Raw genomic sequence first — 14,886 nt, forward strand, 5'->3', positions numbered from 1 at the left:
AGGAAGAAGGACAGGATCGTGAGCAGCGAGTATCTGATCGGGACCGACATCGTCGCGCGGGACGTGTGGACCACCGTGCCGCTCGACTGGAACGACCCGGAGGGCGAGACGATCCGCGTCTACGCCCGCGAGCTGGTCGCGGCCGAGCGCCGCAACGACGATCTGCCGCTGATGGTGCACCTGCAGGGCGGCCCCGGCGGCAAGGGCACGCGCCCGCTCGGCCGCTCCTCGTGGGTGGGAGCCGCGCTGAAGCGGTTCCGTCTGGTGATCCCCGACCAGCGGGGGACCGGCCGGTCCACGCCGCTCTCGGGTCGCGAGTTCGCCGAGCTGCCGGCCGAGGAGGCCGCACGCCGCCTCTCGCTGCACCGCGCCGACTCGATCGTCCGGGACTTCGAGGCGATCCGGGCACGGCACTACGGCGGCCGCCAGTGGTGGACCCTGGGGCAGAGCTACGGCGGGTTCCTCACCATGCACTACCTGTCGACCGCGCCCGAGGCGGTCATCGGTTCGGCCGTCACCGGCGGGCTCGCCGCGCTGGAGCCGGACCCCGACGAGGTCTACCGACGCACCTTCCCGCGCATGGTCGAGAAGAACCGCATCTTCCGCGAGCGCACCCCGCACCTCACGGATCGGGTCGCCCGCATCGCCGACCTGCTCGAGGCGGAGGACGTGCGCCTGACCGACGGCGACCGCCTCACGGTGCGCCGCTTCCAGACCCTCGGTATGGGCTTCGGCATGGGACCCGGGTTCGACCGCGTCCACTGGGTGCTCGACGAGGCATTCGTGGACGAGGCCGAGACGCGCCTGAGCGACACCTTCGTCGATGCGGTCGGCGCGGGATCCGCGTTCACCGCGGATCCGCTCTACATGGCGCTGCAGGAGGCCATCTACGGACCCGGCCCCTCGGCCTGGGCCGCGCAGCGCGAGCGCGATCGGCGCCCCGAATTCGCGGAGTCCGCGCGCCCGCTGCTGTTCACCGGCGAGACGGTCTTCCCCTGGATGTTCGACGAGATCCGCGCCCTGCGCGGGTTCCGCGCCGGGGTCGAGCTGCTGGCCGAGCGGGCCTGGCCGATCGAGATGTACGACCCCGAGCGGCTCGCCGCGAACGAGGTGCCGGTCGAGGCCGCCGTGTACTTCGACGACCTCTACGTCGATTCGGGGCTGTCGCTCGACACGGCCTCCCGCGTCGCGGGAGTGAACGCCTGGGTCACCAACGAGTACGAGCACGACGGCGTGCACCACGACGGAGTCGCGGAGCGCCTGTTCACCGCCCTCGAGCACCGGCTCGGCGGCACGGTCAGCGAGAGGAAGCAATGAGCGCGCACAACCACGGAATCGAACTGAACGGCCTGGGGGAGGCGGTCCGCGCCGTCGACTGGGAGTCGAGCACGGCGAACTCCCGCTCGCAGCGCCGGGATCCCCGCATGCCCCTGCTCGCGACCACGCCCGGGTTCACCGAGTGGATCCAGACGGGCTGGGGCGACGCCGACCGCACCCCGCGGGTGGAGTCGGGCGCGATCCCGGCGGCCGAGGCGCACCGCCGCCGACTGTCCGAGGCGCTGCCCGGGCGGACCCTCGTGGTCACCGCCGGGCGCGCGCAGCTGCGCATGAACGACACGTTCTTCGACTTCCGCGCCGACAGCGACTTCCTCTGGCTCGTCGGCTACGCCGTCGAGGACGGGGTGCTCGTGCTGCGGCCCGTCGCGGGCGGGCACGACGCGACGCTCTACATCACGCCGCCCGCGCGTCCCGGCGACGCGGCGTTCCACGCCGACGCGGCGCACGGCGAACTGTGGGTCGGACCGCAGCCCGGCGCCGCCGAGCTCGAGGCCGCGCTCGGGATCCGCGTGCGCCCGATCGCCGAGCTGGACGTCGTCGACGACGCGCTGATCGCGGGCGCGGCCGTCGTCGCGCGCGGCGCCGGCGCCCAGCTCGACGGACGGCGGCGCTCGGCGGAGCTCGCACGCGTGCTCTCCGAGCTGCGTCGGATCAAGGATGCGTGGGAGATCGCCGAGCTGCGCAGCGCGGTCGCGAACACGATCGACGGCTTCGTCGAGGTGCGGCGCGAGATCCCGCGCGCGATCGAGCGCGGCGGGGAGCGCTGGCTGCAGGGCACCTTCGACCGCCACGCGCGCACGGTGGGGCAGGCGCCCGGCTACGCGACGATCGTGGGATCCGGCGCGCACGCGCCGATCCTGCACTGGGTGCGGGCCGACGGCGAGATCGATCCGGAAGCGCTGCTGCTGCTCGACATGGGCGTGGAGAACCGCAGCGGCTACACGGCCGATGTGACGCGCACCGTACCGGCGAGCGGACGGTTCAGCGACGTGCAGCGGCAGGTGCACGACCTCGTCGAGCGCTCGCACCGGGCGGGGCTCGCCGCGGTGCAGCCGGGCAAGCCCTGGGCGGACTTCCACGCGGCATCGATGGAGGTGCTGGCGCAGGGCCTGTCCGACTGGGGCGTGCTCCCGGTGTCGGTCGACGAGGCGCTCTCAGAGACGGGGCAGCAGCACCGTCGGTTCATCGTGTGCGGGGTGGGCCACCACCTCGGGCTCGACGTGCACGACTGCGACGCCTCGAGCTACGAGGCCTACCTGGGCGGCACGATCGAACCCGGCATGTCGCTCACGGTGGAGCCGGGCCTGTACTTCCACGCCTGGGACGAGACGATCCCGCCCGAGCTGCGGGGCATCGGCGTCCGGCTCGAGGACGATCTGATCGTCACCGAGACCGGCATCGAGGTGCTCAGCGACGGGCTCCCGATCGATGCCGCGGGGATCGAACGCTGGATGACGGAGATGGCCTGATTCACCGCGAGTCCGAAAAATCCCTGATCCTGACAAAAATTGCATTTCTGTCGGGATCGTGGCAGGATTGACGGGTTCGCGCGATCCGCGCGTCAGCTTCGCGCCGCGCCGGCCTCGCCGGTCGAGTCGCGGCGTTTTTCATCATCGGGCCGAGCGCCCGAACTCATCACTGAAGGAGCATCATGGCAGTCAAGATCCGCCTGAAGCGTCTCGGCAAGATCCGGGCCCCCTACTACCGCATCGTCGTCGCCGACTCGCGCACCAAGCGCGACGGTCGCGTCATCGAGGAGATCGGCAAGTACCACCCGACCGAGCACCCCTCGTTCATCGAGGTCAACTCGGATCGTGCGCAGTACTGGCTGAGCGTCGGCGCGCAGCCGACCGAGCAGGTCGCGGCCATCCTCAAGCTGAGCGGCGACTGGGGCAAGTTCACCGGCGAGGGCGAGACCGAGTCGAAGATCCTCGCTCCCGAGGCCAAGGTCGCCTTCGAGGCCGACTCGGCCAAGAAGCCGGTCCTGCGCCCCAAGGCCGAGAAGCCCGCTGCTCCCGCAGCCGAGGCCGCCGACGAGGCTCCCGCTGCCGACGAGGCCGCGGCTGAGACGGCAGAGGCCTAAGAATGGCTGCCCCCGCGCTCGCCGAAGCACTCGAACACCTGGTCAAGGGGATCGTCGATCACCCCGAGCAGGTGCGCGTCGATGCGCGCGAGACTCCGCGGGGTGAGCTGCTCGAGGTGCGCGTGAACCCGCGCGACCTGGGCCGCGTCATCGGACGCGGTGGTCGCACGGCGCAGTCGCTGCGCACCGTGATCGGCTCGCTGGCCGACGGTCATCGGGTTCGCGTCGACGTGGTCGACACCGATGCCGAGGGCGGATCCGACACGTCGGACGCCCCGAACGTCGAGGCTCGCGCGTGAGCGCAGCATCAGGCCGCGCGAAGGCTCCCCGACCCGCTCAGGGTGCGGGGAGCCTCCGCGTTGGTCGGCTCACCAAGCCCCACGGGCTCAAGGGCGGCGTCAAGGTCGAGCTCTACACCGACAACCCCGAGCTGCGCTTCGTGCCGGGCGCCGTGTTCCAGCTGCAGGTCCCCGAGGACTCGCAGTGGTTCGGCCGCACGCTCACGCTGCGCGAGCTCCGCTGGTTCAACGAGACGCCCGTTGCCTTCTTCGAAGAGCTGCCGGATCGCACCGCGGTCGAGAGCGGCGTTCGCGCGATCCTCTGGATCGACGAGGACGCCGTCGCGGCCGGCGCCGAGGAGAACGCCTGGTACGACCACCAGCTCGTCGGCCTCTCGGTGCGCCGCGAGGACCCCGAGCTCGGCACCGTCGAGCTGGGCACCGTCGCCGAGGTGCAGCACTTCCCGGCGCAGGATCTGCTGTCGGTGCACACGCCCGGCGGCACCGTGCTCGTCCCGTTCGTCGAGGCGATCGTGCCGAGCGTCGATCCCGAGGCCGGCGTCGTCATCGTGACCCCGCCGCCCGGACTCTTCGACGAGAGCGCGGCGATCGAGGCCGGCGGACCCGCTTCGGGCGGTTCCGCGAACGCCGACGAGTCGCCCGCCGAGGGGGAGTCGGGGCCGACCGCATGAGGATCGACGTCGTCTCGATCTTCCCCGGCTACTTCGATGCGCTCGAGCTCTCGCTGCTCGGCAAGGCCAAGAGCCGCGGGCTCATCGACCTGCGCGTGCACGACCTGCGCGAGGCCGCTCACGACAAGCACCGCACCGTCGACGACACTCCCGCGGGCGGCGGAGCCGGCATGGTCATGAAGCCGGAGCCGTGGGGCGAGATGCTCGACGGGATCCTGGCGGATTCGGCCTCCGGCTCGGCGGGCTCGGAGTCCGTGCCCGACGGCGGCGCGGAGCCGCTCATCATCTTCCCGTCGCCCGCCGGCGACGTGTTCACGCAGCGCATGGCGCGCGAGCTCGCGGAAGAACGCCACCTGGTGTTCGGCTGCGGCCGCTACGAGGGTATCGACCAGCGCGTCTTCGACGAGTACGCCGAGCGCGGGCGCGTGCGCCTCGTGAGCATCGGCGACTACGTGCTGAACGGCGGCGAGGTCGCGACGATCGCGATGATCGAGGCGATCGGCCGCCTACTGCCCGGCGTCGTGGGCAACCCCGAGAGTCTGGTCGAGGAATCCCACGAGGAGGACGGCCTGCTCGAGTACCCGAGCTACACGAAGCCCGCCGAGTGGCGCGGCCGCGAGGTGCCGCCCGTGCTGTTGAGCGGCAACCACGCCGCCGTCGAGCGTTGGCGCCGCGAGCAGCGCATCGAGCGCACCCGCCGAGTGCGCCCCGAGCTCCTTCCCGAGGAGCTGCGCGAGGCGTAGCCCGCGTGCTCCGCGCGGAATCGTTCCCGCCGCTGCGGCCCTCGCGCGACCGCGGTGCTGCCGCTGCCCGCTCCTAGCCGACCGAGGCGAGCGCGAACGGGAGGACCGCAGGGGCGCCCGCCGCGCGGAGCAGCCGGGCGCCGACCGTGATGGTCCAGCGGCTGTCGATGAGGTCGTCGACGAGGAGCAGCGGGCCTGGCGCCTGCGCGACCGTCTGCGCGAGTTCGGGGGAGACGTCGAAGCGGTTCCAGACCGAGGCCAGACGGAACGCGCTGTTGCCGCCCGGGCCCGTGACAGGGATCGAGGGGTCGACGCCGAGCGTGCCGAGGAACGGCAGCCGACCGCGTTCGGCGATCGCCGCGGCGGTGCTCGAGACCAGCTGCGGTCGTCCCAGCGACGGCATCGCGACGACGCCGACGGGGCGCTGCTGCCACGGCCAGTCGCGGAGCGCGGTGAGCGCGCCGCTCAGCAGACGTTCGTCGATGGGACGGTCGACCGCGCCCGCGGCGAAGACCTCGCGCAGGGCACCGCCCCACCCGAGGTCGGTGAGCCGTGCGATGGTGCGGCCCGGCTCGGGACGCTCCTCGACGGCGATGCGTCCGCGCACCGGCAGCCCGCGTCGGTCGGTGCCCGTGGGCCACTGCCCGCGCGGTTCGACCGGGACGCCGACGAGCGCGAGCCGGCCGGATGCCTGTTCGGCGGCGGCGCTCGGTACATCGCTCGGGTACCAGGCGCCGGCGCAGACATCGCAGCGGCCGCACTGCGCGGCGTTCGGGTCGTCGAGGTCGCGCTGCAGCAGCTCCATGCGGCAGACCGCGCCGCGTTCGTACTCGAGCATCGAACGCTGCTCGGCCTTGCGCGCGGCCGCGATGCGGGCGTAGCGCTCGGCGTCGTAGTGCCACGGCGCGCCCGTCGCGATCCAGCCGCCGGACACCCGGCGCACGGCGCCGTCGACGTCGAGCACCTTGAGCAGCAGTTCGAGCTGGGTGCGGCGGATGTCGACGCGGGCCTCGAGGGCGGGCGTCGAGAGCGGTTCGTCGCCCAGCGCGGCGATGACCGCGGTCGCGCGTTCCGGATCGGGCATGGATGCCGTGGCGAAGTAGCGCCAGATCTCGGCGTCCTCCGTGCCGGGCAGGAGCAGCACGTCGGCGTGGTCGGTGGCGCGGCCCGCGCGGCCGACCTGCTGGTAGTACGCGACGGGGGAGGAGGGCGCCCCCAGGTGCACGACGAAGCCGAGGTCGGGCTTGTCGAAGCCCATGCCGAGCGCGCTGGTGGCGATGAGCGCCTTCACCTCGTTGCGCTTGAGCGCGGTTTCGAGCTGCGCGCGTTCCTCGGGGTCGGTGCGGCCGGTGTAGGCGGCGACCGCGTGGCCCGCGTCGCGCAGCAGCTGCGCGGTGTCTTCGGCGGCCGAGACGGTGAGCGCGTAGACGATGCCGCTGCCCGGCAGCTCGGAGAGGTGCGCGACGAGCCACGCGAGACGCTCGCGCGAGGAGGGGAGCCGGAGGCAACCGAGCCGGAGCGATGCGCGCGCCAGGGAGCCGCGCAGCGTGAGCACGTCGTCGCCGAGTTGCTCGACGACGTCGGCGACCACGCGGGCGTTCGCGGTGGCGGTGGTGGCGAGCACGGGAACGCTGCGGTCGAGCTCGGCCAGCAGGGCGGCGATGCGGCGGTAGTCGGGGCGGAAGTCGTGCCCCCAGTCCGAGATGCAGTGCGCCTCGTCGATGACCATCAGGCCCATGCGCGCGAGCAGCGCGGGCAGCTGCTGCTCGCGGAACCGCGGGTTGTTGAGCCGCTCGGGCGAGACGAGCAGCACGTCGAGCTCGTCGGCCGCGAGCTTCGCCTCGATCTCGCTCCACTCGTCGGCCGTGGCCGAGTTGATCGCGGCGGCGCGCACGCCCGCGCGTTCGGCCGCAGAGACCTGGTCGCGCATGAGCGCGAGCAGGGGTGAGACGAGCAGGGTCGGGCCTGCGCCGCGCGCCCGCAGCAGCGCGGTGGCGACGAAGTAGACCGCGGACTTGCCCCAGCCGGTGCGCTGCACCACGAGCGCGCGCCGGTGCTCGTCGACGAGCGCGCTGATGGCCTCGAACTGGCCGTCGTGGAAGACCGCGTCGGGGCGACCGGTGAGCCGCCGGAGCAGCGCGAGGGCCTCGTCGTGCGTGGACGCGGCGGTGGTGCTCTGCAGTTCGGGGCTCATGCCTCGATCATGTCAGCCGCCGCCGACATCGGCCCCGGATCGCGCGCAGGCGCGCTCGAACCCGGGAGCCCGGGCGGGTCGGGGAGCCGGACGGAGACCCGAAGCTCGCAACCGGCGACACCGCACCCGGATCTGTGGCATAATAGATCCTCGTGCCACGGTGCGGTACTGCCGCAAGGGTCCGCACACACCGTGCAGCACTCATCATCTTTTCAAATCTTCAGAATCCGCGCCCCGACTTGCGGCGGCCGCAGAGAGAGACCATCATGCAGAAGCTCGATCACGTCGATGCCGCGTCGCTCCGGAGCGACATCCCCGAGTTCCGCGCCGGCGACACCGTCAAGGTGCACGTCAACATCGTCGAGGGCAACCGCTCGCGTGTCCAGGTGTTCCAGGGCATCGTGATCTCCCGCCACGGCGAGGGCGTCCGCGAGACCTTCACCGTCCGCAAGATCAGCTTCCAGGTGGGCGTGGAGCGCAAGTTCCCCGTGCACTCGCCCGCGATCGACAAGATCGAGGTCGTCACCCGCGGTGACGTCCGTCGTGCGAAGCTCTACTACCTGCGCGGCCTCACCGGCAAGAAGGCCAAGGTCAAGGAGAAGCGCGACTTCTAAGCCGCGACTCCGTCGGGTGCGCGCCGCGCCCGACACCCCGCTCACAGGCTCCCTCCGGCAACGGATGGGAGCCTGTAGTGTCTGTGCCAGAACCGTGCACGCATCCCGATCCACCCCGACCTCCGGAGCCGCCTGACATGAGCGAAGCCGCCATCCACGATGCACCGTCCGCGAAGCAGCGGCGGGGCGGACTCTTCGGCTTCCTGCGGGACCTCGTGATCATCCTGCTGGTCGCGTTCCTCATCTCGTTCCTGCTCAAGACCTTCCTGGTGCGCAGCTTCTACATCCCCTCCGGGTCGATGATGCACACCCTCGAGGTCAACGACCGGGTGCTCGTCAACCAGCTGGTGCCGAACGTGGTGCCGCTGAAGCGCGGCGACGTGGTGGTGTTCAAGGATCCGGGCGGGTGGCTCACTCCGACCGGGGCGAAGGATCCGACCCCGTTCGAACAGGTGCTGCAGACCGTCGGCCTCGCGGCCGACACGAGCAACCAGTACCTGGTGAAGCGCGTCATCGGCATCGGTGGCGACCGTGTGAAGTGCTGCGACGCCAACGGGCTCGTCACCATCAACGGGGTGCCGATCAAGGAGCCCTACGTGTTCCTGAGCGACGGCAACACCCGCGCCTCGGGCATGGACTTCGAGACCACGGTGCCCGAGGGATCCATCTGGGTGATGGGCGACAACCGCTACGGCAGCAGGGATTCCCGCTACCACCAGGAGGACCCGGGCAAGGGCTTCGTGAAGGAGAGCGAGGTCGTCGGCCGCGCGTTCGTGCTGAACTGGCCGCTGAACCGCTTCGCCTGGCTGGGGGACTACCCCGACACCTTCGCCGGCGTCGTCGCCGAGACCGAACGCCAGAAGCAGAAGCAGTAGCCGGTGGCCGGGGTCTCGAAGGATCCGACCCTCGAGCTCGAGCGCGAGTGGTTCGCCGCGGGCGCGCGGCTCGTGATCGGCATCGACGAGGTCGGCCGCGGAGCGATCGCCGGTCCGGTCGCGGTCGGCGTGCACGCGGTCCGTGCGGGCACCGGGAGCTTTCCCGAGGGGCTCCGGGACTCCAAGCTGATCAGCCAGAAGAAGCGCGAGGCGATCGCCGCCGGGATCGACGACTTCGGTCCCGGAGCCGTCGGCTTCTCGACCGCGCTCGAGATCGACGAGCACGGCATCACGGCGATGCTCGGCGCCGCCGCGCGACGGGCGCTGCTCGCGCTGCACGAGAGCGGCATCGACGTCACGGACGCGGTGATCCTGCTCGACGGCTCGCACGATTGGCTGACTCCGGCGCTGCGCGCGCCCCTCGACGTCCGCACCCGCGTGGGCGCCGACCGGGACTGCGCCTCGGTATCGGCCGCGTCCGTGCGAGCGAAGGTCGCGCGGGACGCGCTGATGCTGGAGGCGCACGAGGCGCATCCGCACTACGCCTGGGCCTCCAACAAGGGCTACGGAGCGAAGGCGCACTACGAGGGCATCGCCGCTCACGGCCTCACGGAGCTGCATCGGGCGAGCTGGATCAAGCGCTGAGCCCCAGCACCCCGTGCACCCCGCGCGGTAGGCTGGATCCGTGACTTCCGTGCTGCAGAACGACGCTTCCATCGGCGTGTTCGACTCGGGCGTCGGCGGGCTCACCGTCGCGCGGGCGATCCGCGACCAGCTGCCGAACGAGTCGATGATCTACGTGGGCGATACGGCGAACACGCCGTACGGCCCGCGTCCCATCGCCGAGGTGCGCAGGTTCTCGCTCGAGATCCTCGACGACCTCGTCGCGCAGGGTGTGAAGATGCTCGTGATCGCCTGCAACACCGCGAGCGCGGCCATGCTGCGCGACGCGCACGAGCGCTACGACGTCCCGGTGGTCGAGGTGATCGGGCCGACGGTGCGCAGCGCCGTCTCCATCACCCGAAACGGCCGGGTCGGCCTCATCGGGACGCAGGGCACCATCCAGTCCCGAGTGTACGACGACCTGTTCAGCATGCGTCCCGATATCGAGCTGACGGGGCAGGCGTGCCCCGAGTTCGTCCCGCTGGTCGAGGCCGGCCGTACGAGTGGACCAGAGGTGCTCGAGGTGGCGGAGCGCTACCTCGCCCCGCTGCTCGAGCGCGAGATCGACACGCTCGTGCTGGGGTGCACGCACTACCCGTTCCTCCGCGGTGCGATCCGCCAGGTCGTGGGGCCCGATGTCGCCCTCGTCTCGAGCGACGTCGAGACCGCGGCGGAGGTGTACCGCACGCTGACCGATCGCGGTCTGCTCCGCGCGGAGGACGCGGGCGAGCCGCTCGTCCGCTACGAGGCCACCGGCGCCGATACGGCCGGCTTCGTCGAGCTGGCGCGCCGCATGATCGGGATCGGCATCGACGCCGTCGACCGCATGCCCACGGGCGCGATCCGCCTGCCCTAGCGGGCCGGCTCCGCCTGCCCTAGCGGGCCGGCTCCGCCCCCCAGGAGCCTCCCGGCTGAATCCCACCGGCCCCGGCGCCGAACACCCCGACCGCCGCCCAGACCCCGCAGACATCCCGGGAGCACCCGGAATCCTCACCCGAAGGAGCACCATGACCGACACCATCAGGTTCGACGGACGTACCCCGGCGCAGACGCGCCCCGTGACCATCGAGCGCGGGTGGAGCGCCCAGGCCGAGGGCAGCGCCCTCATCTCCTTCGGCGACACCCGCGTGCTGTGCACGGCGTCGTTCACTCCCGGCGTGCCGCGCTGGCTCATGGGCAAGGGCACCGGCTGGGTCACGGCCGAGTACGCGATGCTCCCGCGCTCGACCAACGAGCGCATGCAGCGCGAGTCGGTCAAGGGCAGGATCGGCGGGCGCACCCACGAGATCTCGCGGCTCATCGGCCGGAGCCTCCGCGCCGTCGTCGACACGAAGGCGCTCGGCGAGAACACCCTCGTGATCGACTGCGACGTGCTGCAGGCCGACGGCGGCACGCGCACGGCGTCCATCACGGGAGCCTACGTCGCGCTGGCCGAGGCGCTCGCCTGGGGCCGCGCGCAGGGCCACATCGCCCGCAAGGCGAAGCCGCTCACCGACAGCGTCGCGGCGATCTCGGTCGGCATCGTGGGCGGAGTGCCGCTCAGCGACCTCGCCTACGTCGAGGACTCGAAGGCCGAGACCGATATGAACGTGGTGGTCACGGGATCCGGCGACTTCGTCGAGGTGCAGGGCACCGCCGAGGGCGCGCCGTTCAAGCGCACCGAGCTCGATGCGCTGCTCGACCTCGCGCTCGTCTCGACGACCGAGCTGGGCGCGATCCAGCGCGCGGCACTGGCCGATATCGCCGGGATCGACGAGCTGATCGGCCGTCGCGCATGAGCCCCGCGCAGGTCGTGCTGGCGAGCCACAACGCGCACAAGCTGCAGGAGCTGCGGCGGCTCATGGAGCCGCTGATCCCGGGCATCGAGCTGATCGGTTACGACGGGCCCGAACCCGTCGAGAGCGGGGTCACCTTCGCCGAGAACGCCCTCATCAAGGCGCGTGCCGCGGCCGCGCACACCGGGCTCCCCGCCATCGCCGACGACTCGGGCATCTCGGTCGAGGTGCTCGGCGGGTGCCCCGGCATCTTCTCGGCGCGCTGGGGCGGTCCCGCCCGCAGCGATACGGCGAACGTCGACCTGCTGCTCTGGCAGCTCAGCGACCTGGCGGACGAGCACCGCTCCGCGGCGTTCGTCTGCGCCGCCGCGCTCGCGCTGCCCTCGGGCGAGGAGGCCGTGCAGATCGGCAACTGGCCCGGCAGCGTGCTGCGCGCGCCCGCCGGCGCGGGCGGCTTCGGCTACGATCCCGTGTTCCGTCCCGAGGGCGAGACCCGCTCGGCCGCGGAGCTCACGCCGGCCGAGAAGGATGCCGCATCGCACCGCACCCGCGCCTTCTCGGCGCTCGTGCCCGAGATCCTGAGCCGAGTGACGGGAGCCGACTGATGACGCAGGACCCCACGGCGCCCGTCGGCGATGAGGCCGGCGGGCTGGTGCGCCCCGCGGTGAGCGCGGAGGACGCGGCCCGGATCTCGAGCGAGCTCTACGGCGTCGAGGCCGCGGCCGTCGAGCTCGGCAGCAACCAGGACCGCAACTACCTGCTCACGCATCCCGATGGATCCCGCAGCGTGCTGCGGATCGACAACCCGATCTTCGGTCAGGAGGCCCGCGACGCCCAGCACGCCGCGCTCGACGCCTACCGGGCGGCGGACGTCCGAGTGCCCGCGGTGCTCGCCGGACTCGACGGCGCGCTCACGCAGACCTGGGGCGGCTACGCCGTACGGCGCAGCGAGTTCGTCGACGGGGTTCCGCTCGTCGACGCCGGGTACCTCGCGCCCGTCGTGCTCGAGGAGTTCGGCGCGCTCGCCGCGGCGTCGGTTCGCGCGCTGGAGGCGCTCGAGCACCCGGGTCTCGACCGTCCGCACATGTGGGACATGCGGGTCGCGTACGACGAGACCGTGCGGCTCGCTCCGGCGATCACCGATCCCGTGCTCCGCGATCGCGTGATCCTCGCGGCGCAGGCGGCGCACGAGGCGCTCGCCGCGGTCGCGGATGCGCTGCCGGTGCAGGCGATCCACGGAGATCTGACCGACGACAACGTGATGGGGGTCCGGGGCGACGACGCCCGGGTGCACCCCGGCACCGTGCTGGATCTGGGCGATCTGTCGCTCGGGTGGCGGGTCGCCGAGCTCGCGGTCACGGCGTCCTCCATGCTCCACCACGAGCCGGCCCGGCCCGAGCGCGTGCTCGGCACCGTCGCGGCGTTCCATCGCGGGGCCGAGCTGTCCGCGGCGGAGGCCCGGGCGGTCTGGCCGCTCGTCGTGCTGCGCGCGGCGCTGCTCGTCGCGAGCGGCTGGCGCCAGCTCGAGATCGACGGCGGCAACGAGTATGCCCGCGAGCGCGTGGCGGGGGAGCAGGCGATCTTCGACGCCGCGACGCTGATCCCGCTCGTCGAGGCCACCGAGCTCGTGCTCGCCGAGGTCGGTCTGCTGGGCGCTCCGCACGGCACCGAGCTGCGCCTGCTGGCGACGCCGGCTCCCGCGGCGGCGGGAACGCTCCGGCTGCGCTCGCTGCTGCCCGACCTCCTCGGCGAGGTCGCGATCCTCGACCCCGGGGTCGAATCGGAATCGCTCGACGCCGGGGCCTGGCTCGCGGCCGACGCCGAGGACTCGCTCGCGGCATCGGCACTGGGCGCGGGCGCCGCGGCGGCCGTGCTGCCGCACGGCGTCTACCGGCTGACGCGCACGGCGATCGACGCGGTCGACGGCGCGCGCACCTGGCCCGCGAACACCGAGATCCGTATCGCTGCGGGGGATGCGCAGCGCGCGATCGCACCCGCCGCGGGCACCGTGCTCGCAGTGGGCCCCGACGCGCTGCTCTTCGCGCTCGCGGACGGCTGGCTGCTCGGGATCAGCGGCATCGTGCCGACCGTGGTCGGCGGCGAAGCCGTGACCGCGGGGACCGCGATCGGAGCGGTCCCGGCGAGCGACGCCGGCGGCGGGACGCCGCGCACGGTGACCGTCGGGCTGCGCAGGCCCGATGCGCTCCCGTTGACCGAGGATCACTTCGCCTCGGCGCAGCTCATCGCGCCCGAGCGCGTGCCCGCCTGGCGGCGCCTCGCACCGGATCCGGCGGGGCTCCTCGCGCTGCCCGAGCTGGGTCAGCGGGACGAGTCGAGCGACGAGCAGGAGCGCCGATCGCGCATCTTCGCGAGCGCGCAGGAGCGCTACTACGAGCGCCCGATGCAGATCGAGCGGGGCTGGCGGCACCACCTCATCGACACCACCGGCCGCGCGTACATCGACATGGTCAACAACGTGACCGGGCTCGGCCACGGGCACCCCGGCGTCGCAGACGCGGTGAACCGGCAGATCCGGATCCTCAACACCAACTCGCGGTTCCTGTACCGCGAGCTCGCGGAGTACAGCGAACGGCTGCTCGCGCTGCTGCCTCCGGGCACCGGGCTCGATACCGTGCTGCTCGTCAACAGCGGCTCCGAGGCGGTCGACCTGGCCCTGCGCCTCGCGCAGGCAGCGACCGGGCGCCGCACCATCGTGTCGCTGCGCGAGGCCTACCACGGTTGGACCATGGCGTCCGACGCCGTGACGACCTCGGCATACGACAACCCGTACGCGCTCGAGTCCCGCCCCGACTGGGTGCACGTGGCCGACGTGCCCAACGAGTACCGCGGCACGTACCGCGGGCCGGGGACGGGGTCGCGGTACGCGGCGGATCTCGGCACCGACCTCGCCGTGCTCGCGTCCGAGGGTCGCGATGCCGCCGGGTTCATCTGCGAATCGGTGCTGGGCAACGCCGGCGGGGTCCGGCTGCCCGAGGGGTACCTGGCCGACGCCTACGCGCGCGTGCGCGCCGCGGGCGGTCTCTGCATCGCCGACGAGGTGCAGGTGGGCTTCGGGCGTATGGGATCCACGTTCTGGGGCTTCGAGCAGTCGGGCGTCGTGCCCGACATCGTGACCATCGCGAAGCCGATGGGCAACGGGTTCCCGATCGGCGGGGTCATCACCTCGCAGCGGATCGCCGACGCGCTGGCCTCGCAGGGGCAGTTCTTCTCGTCGGCCGGAGGCAACCCGCTCTCGTGCCGGGTCGGCATCGCCGTGCTCGACGCGATGCGCGACGAGGGGCTGCAGCAGAACGCGGCCGTGGTCGGCGAGCGACTGCGGCTCGGCTTCGAGGCCCTGGCGGGGCGGCACACGCTGATCGGACCGGTGCACGGCACCGGCCTCTACCTGGGCGTGGAACTCGTGCGCGACCGCGGGACGCTCGAACCGGCGACCGCCGAGGCCGCCGCGATCTGCGAGCGCCTGCGCGAACTGGGCGTGGTCGTGCTCACCACCTCGGAGCGGTCGAACGTGCTCAAGGTGAAGCCGCCGCTGTGCCTCACTGCCGAGAGCGCCGACTTCGTCGTCGCAGCGCTCGATCGGGTGCTCACCGAGGGCTGGTAGTCGACCGGG

At 72.2% G+C, this 14,886-nt stretch carries 14 protein-coding genes; 13 read left to right on the forward strand and 1 reads right to left on the reverse strand.

Annotated features, from left to right (window positions below; all coding sequences use genetic code 11):
• The first annotated feature begins 18 nt into the window (after positions 1–18).
• The 6 genes from ABD169_RS12905 (at position 19) to trmD (ending at position 5,134) form a co-directional block, all read left to right on the forward strand.
• Entirely contained in the window at positions 19–1,317 is a 1,299-nt protein-coding gene (locus tag ABD169_RS12905) for an alpha/beta fold hydrolase (RefSeq protein WP_344032817.1), read from the forward strand.
• Positions 1,314–2,807, forward strand: coding sequence for an aminopeptidase P family protein (locus tag ABD169_RS12910; protein WP_344032819.1), 1,494 nt, complete (start codon positions 1,314–1,316; stop codon positions 2,805–2,807). Before ABD169_RS12905 ends, ABD169_RS12910 begins: the two co-directional genes overlap by 4 nt.
• 182 nt (positions 2,808–2,989) lie before the next feature.
• Positions 2,990–3,421, forward strand: a complete 432-nt coding sequence (rpsP, locus tag ABD169_RS12915) for a 30S ribosomal protein S16 (RefSeq protein ID WP_046454537.1) — start codon at positions 2,990–2,992, stop codon at positions 3,419–3,421.
• Between the two features lie 2 nt (positions 3,422–3,423).
• Positions 3,424–3,720: an RNA-binding protein gene (locus ABD169_RS12920; protein WP_046454538.1), complete on the forward strand. Its 297-nt coding sequence runs from the start codon at positions 3,424–3,426 to the stop codon at positions 3,718–3,720.
• Positions 3,717–4,391, forward strand: a complete 675-nt coding sequence (gene rimM / locus ABD169_RS12925; RefSeq protein ID WP_046454539.1) for a ribosome maturation factor RimM — start codon at positions 3,717–3,719, stop codon at positions 4,389–4,391. The genes ABD169_RS12920 and rimM overlap by 4 nt, the downstream gene beginning before the upstream one ends.
• Entirely contained in the window at positions 4,388–5,134 is a 747-nt protein-coding gene (gene trmD / locus ABD169_RS12930) for a tRNA (guanosine(37)-N1)-methyltransferase TrmD (protein ID WP_046454540.1), read from the forward strand. Before rimM ends, trmD begins: the two co-directional genes overlap by 4 nt.
• Before the next feature lie 73 nt (positions 5,135–5,207).
• On the opposite strand, the gene ABD169_RS12935 is transcribed toward trmD, so the two are convergent.
• Positions 5,208–7,328 carry a RecQ family ATP-dependent DNA helicase gene (locus ABD169_RS12935; protein ID WP_344032823.1) on the reverse strand — a complete coding sequence of 707 codons (2,121 nt, stop codon included), beginning with the start codon at positions 7,326–7,328 and terminating at the stop codon, positions 5,208–5,210.
• 266 nt (positions 7,329–7,594) lie between these two features.
• On the opposite strand from ABD169_RS12935, the gene rplS reads away from it, so the two are divergent.
• From rplS to ABD169_RS12970, 7 genes are all read left to right on the forward strand, one after another.
• Complete coding sequence (rplS, locus tag ABD169_RS12940) at positions 7,595–7,942, forward strand: 50S ribosomal protein L19 (protein WP_046454561.1); 348 nt, start codon at positions 7,595–7,597, stop codon at positions 7,940–7,942.
• Positions 7,943–8,079: 137 nt separating this feature from the next.
• Positions 8,080–8,817, forward strand: a complete 738-nt coding sequence (gene lepB / locus ABD169_RS12945; RefSeq protein ID WP_344032826.1) for a signal peptidase I — start codon at positions 8,080–8,082, stop codon at positions 8,815–8,817.
• Positions 8,818–8,820: 3 nt separating this feature from the next.
• Positions 8,821–9,462: a ribonuclease HII gene (locus ABD169_RS12950; RefSeq protein ID WP_344032828.1), complete on the forward strand. Its 642-nt coding sequence runs from the start codon at positions 8,821–8,823 to the stop codon at positions 9,460–9,462.
• Between the two features lie 40 nt (positions 9,463–9,502).
• Positions 9,503–10,336 carry a glutamate racemase gene (gene murI / locus ABD169_RS12955; protein ID WP_344032830.1) on the forward strand — a complete coding sequence of 278 codons (834 nt, stop codon included), beginning with the start codon at positions 9,503–9,505 and terminating at the stop codon, positions 10,334–10,336.
• Positions 10,337–10,487: 151 nt separating this feature from the next.
• The gene (gene rph / locus ABD169_RS12960; protein WP_344032832.1) at positions 10,488–11,258 is read left to right on the forward strand and encodes a ribonuclease PH; all 771 of its coding nucleotides are present in this window, start codon (positions 10,488–10,490) and stop codon (positions 11,256–11,258) included.
• A complete protein-coding gene (locus ABD169_RS12965) occupies positions 11,255–11,860 on the forward strand; it encodes a non-canonical purine NTP pyrophosphatase (protein ID WP_344032834.1) in 606 nt (201 codons plus the stop codon). The genes rph and ABD169_RS12965 overlap by 4 nt, the downstream gene beginning before the upstream one ends.
• The gene (locus ABD169_RS12970; protein ID WP_344032836.1) at positions 11,860–14,877 is read left to right on the forward strand and encodes an aminotransferase; all 3,018 of its coding nucleotides are present in this window, start codon (positions 11,860–11,862) and stop codon (positions 14,875–14,877) included. Before ABD169_RS12965 ends, ABD169_RS12970 begins: the two co-directional genes overlap by 1 nt.
• Positions 14,878–14,886 lie beyond the last annotated feature (9 nt).

It is taken from the genome of Leucobacter iarius, assembly GCF_039530105.1.
Taxonomy (GTDB): domain Bacteria; phylum Actinomycetota; class Actinomycetes; order Actinomycetales; family Microbacteriaceae; genus Leucobacter; species Leucobacter iarius.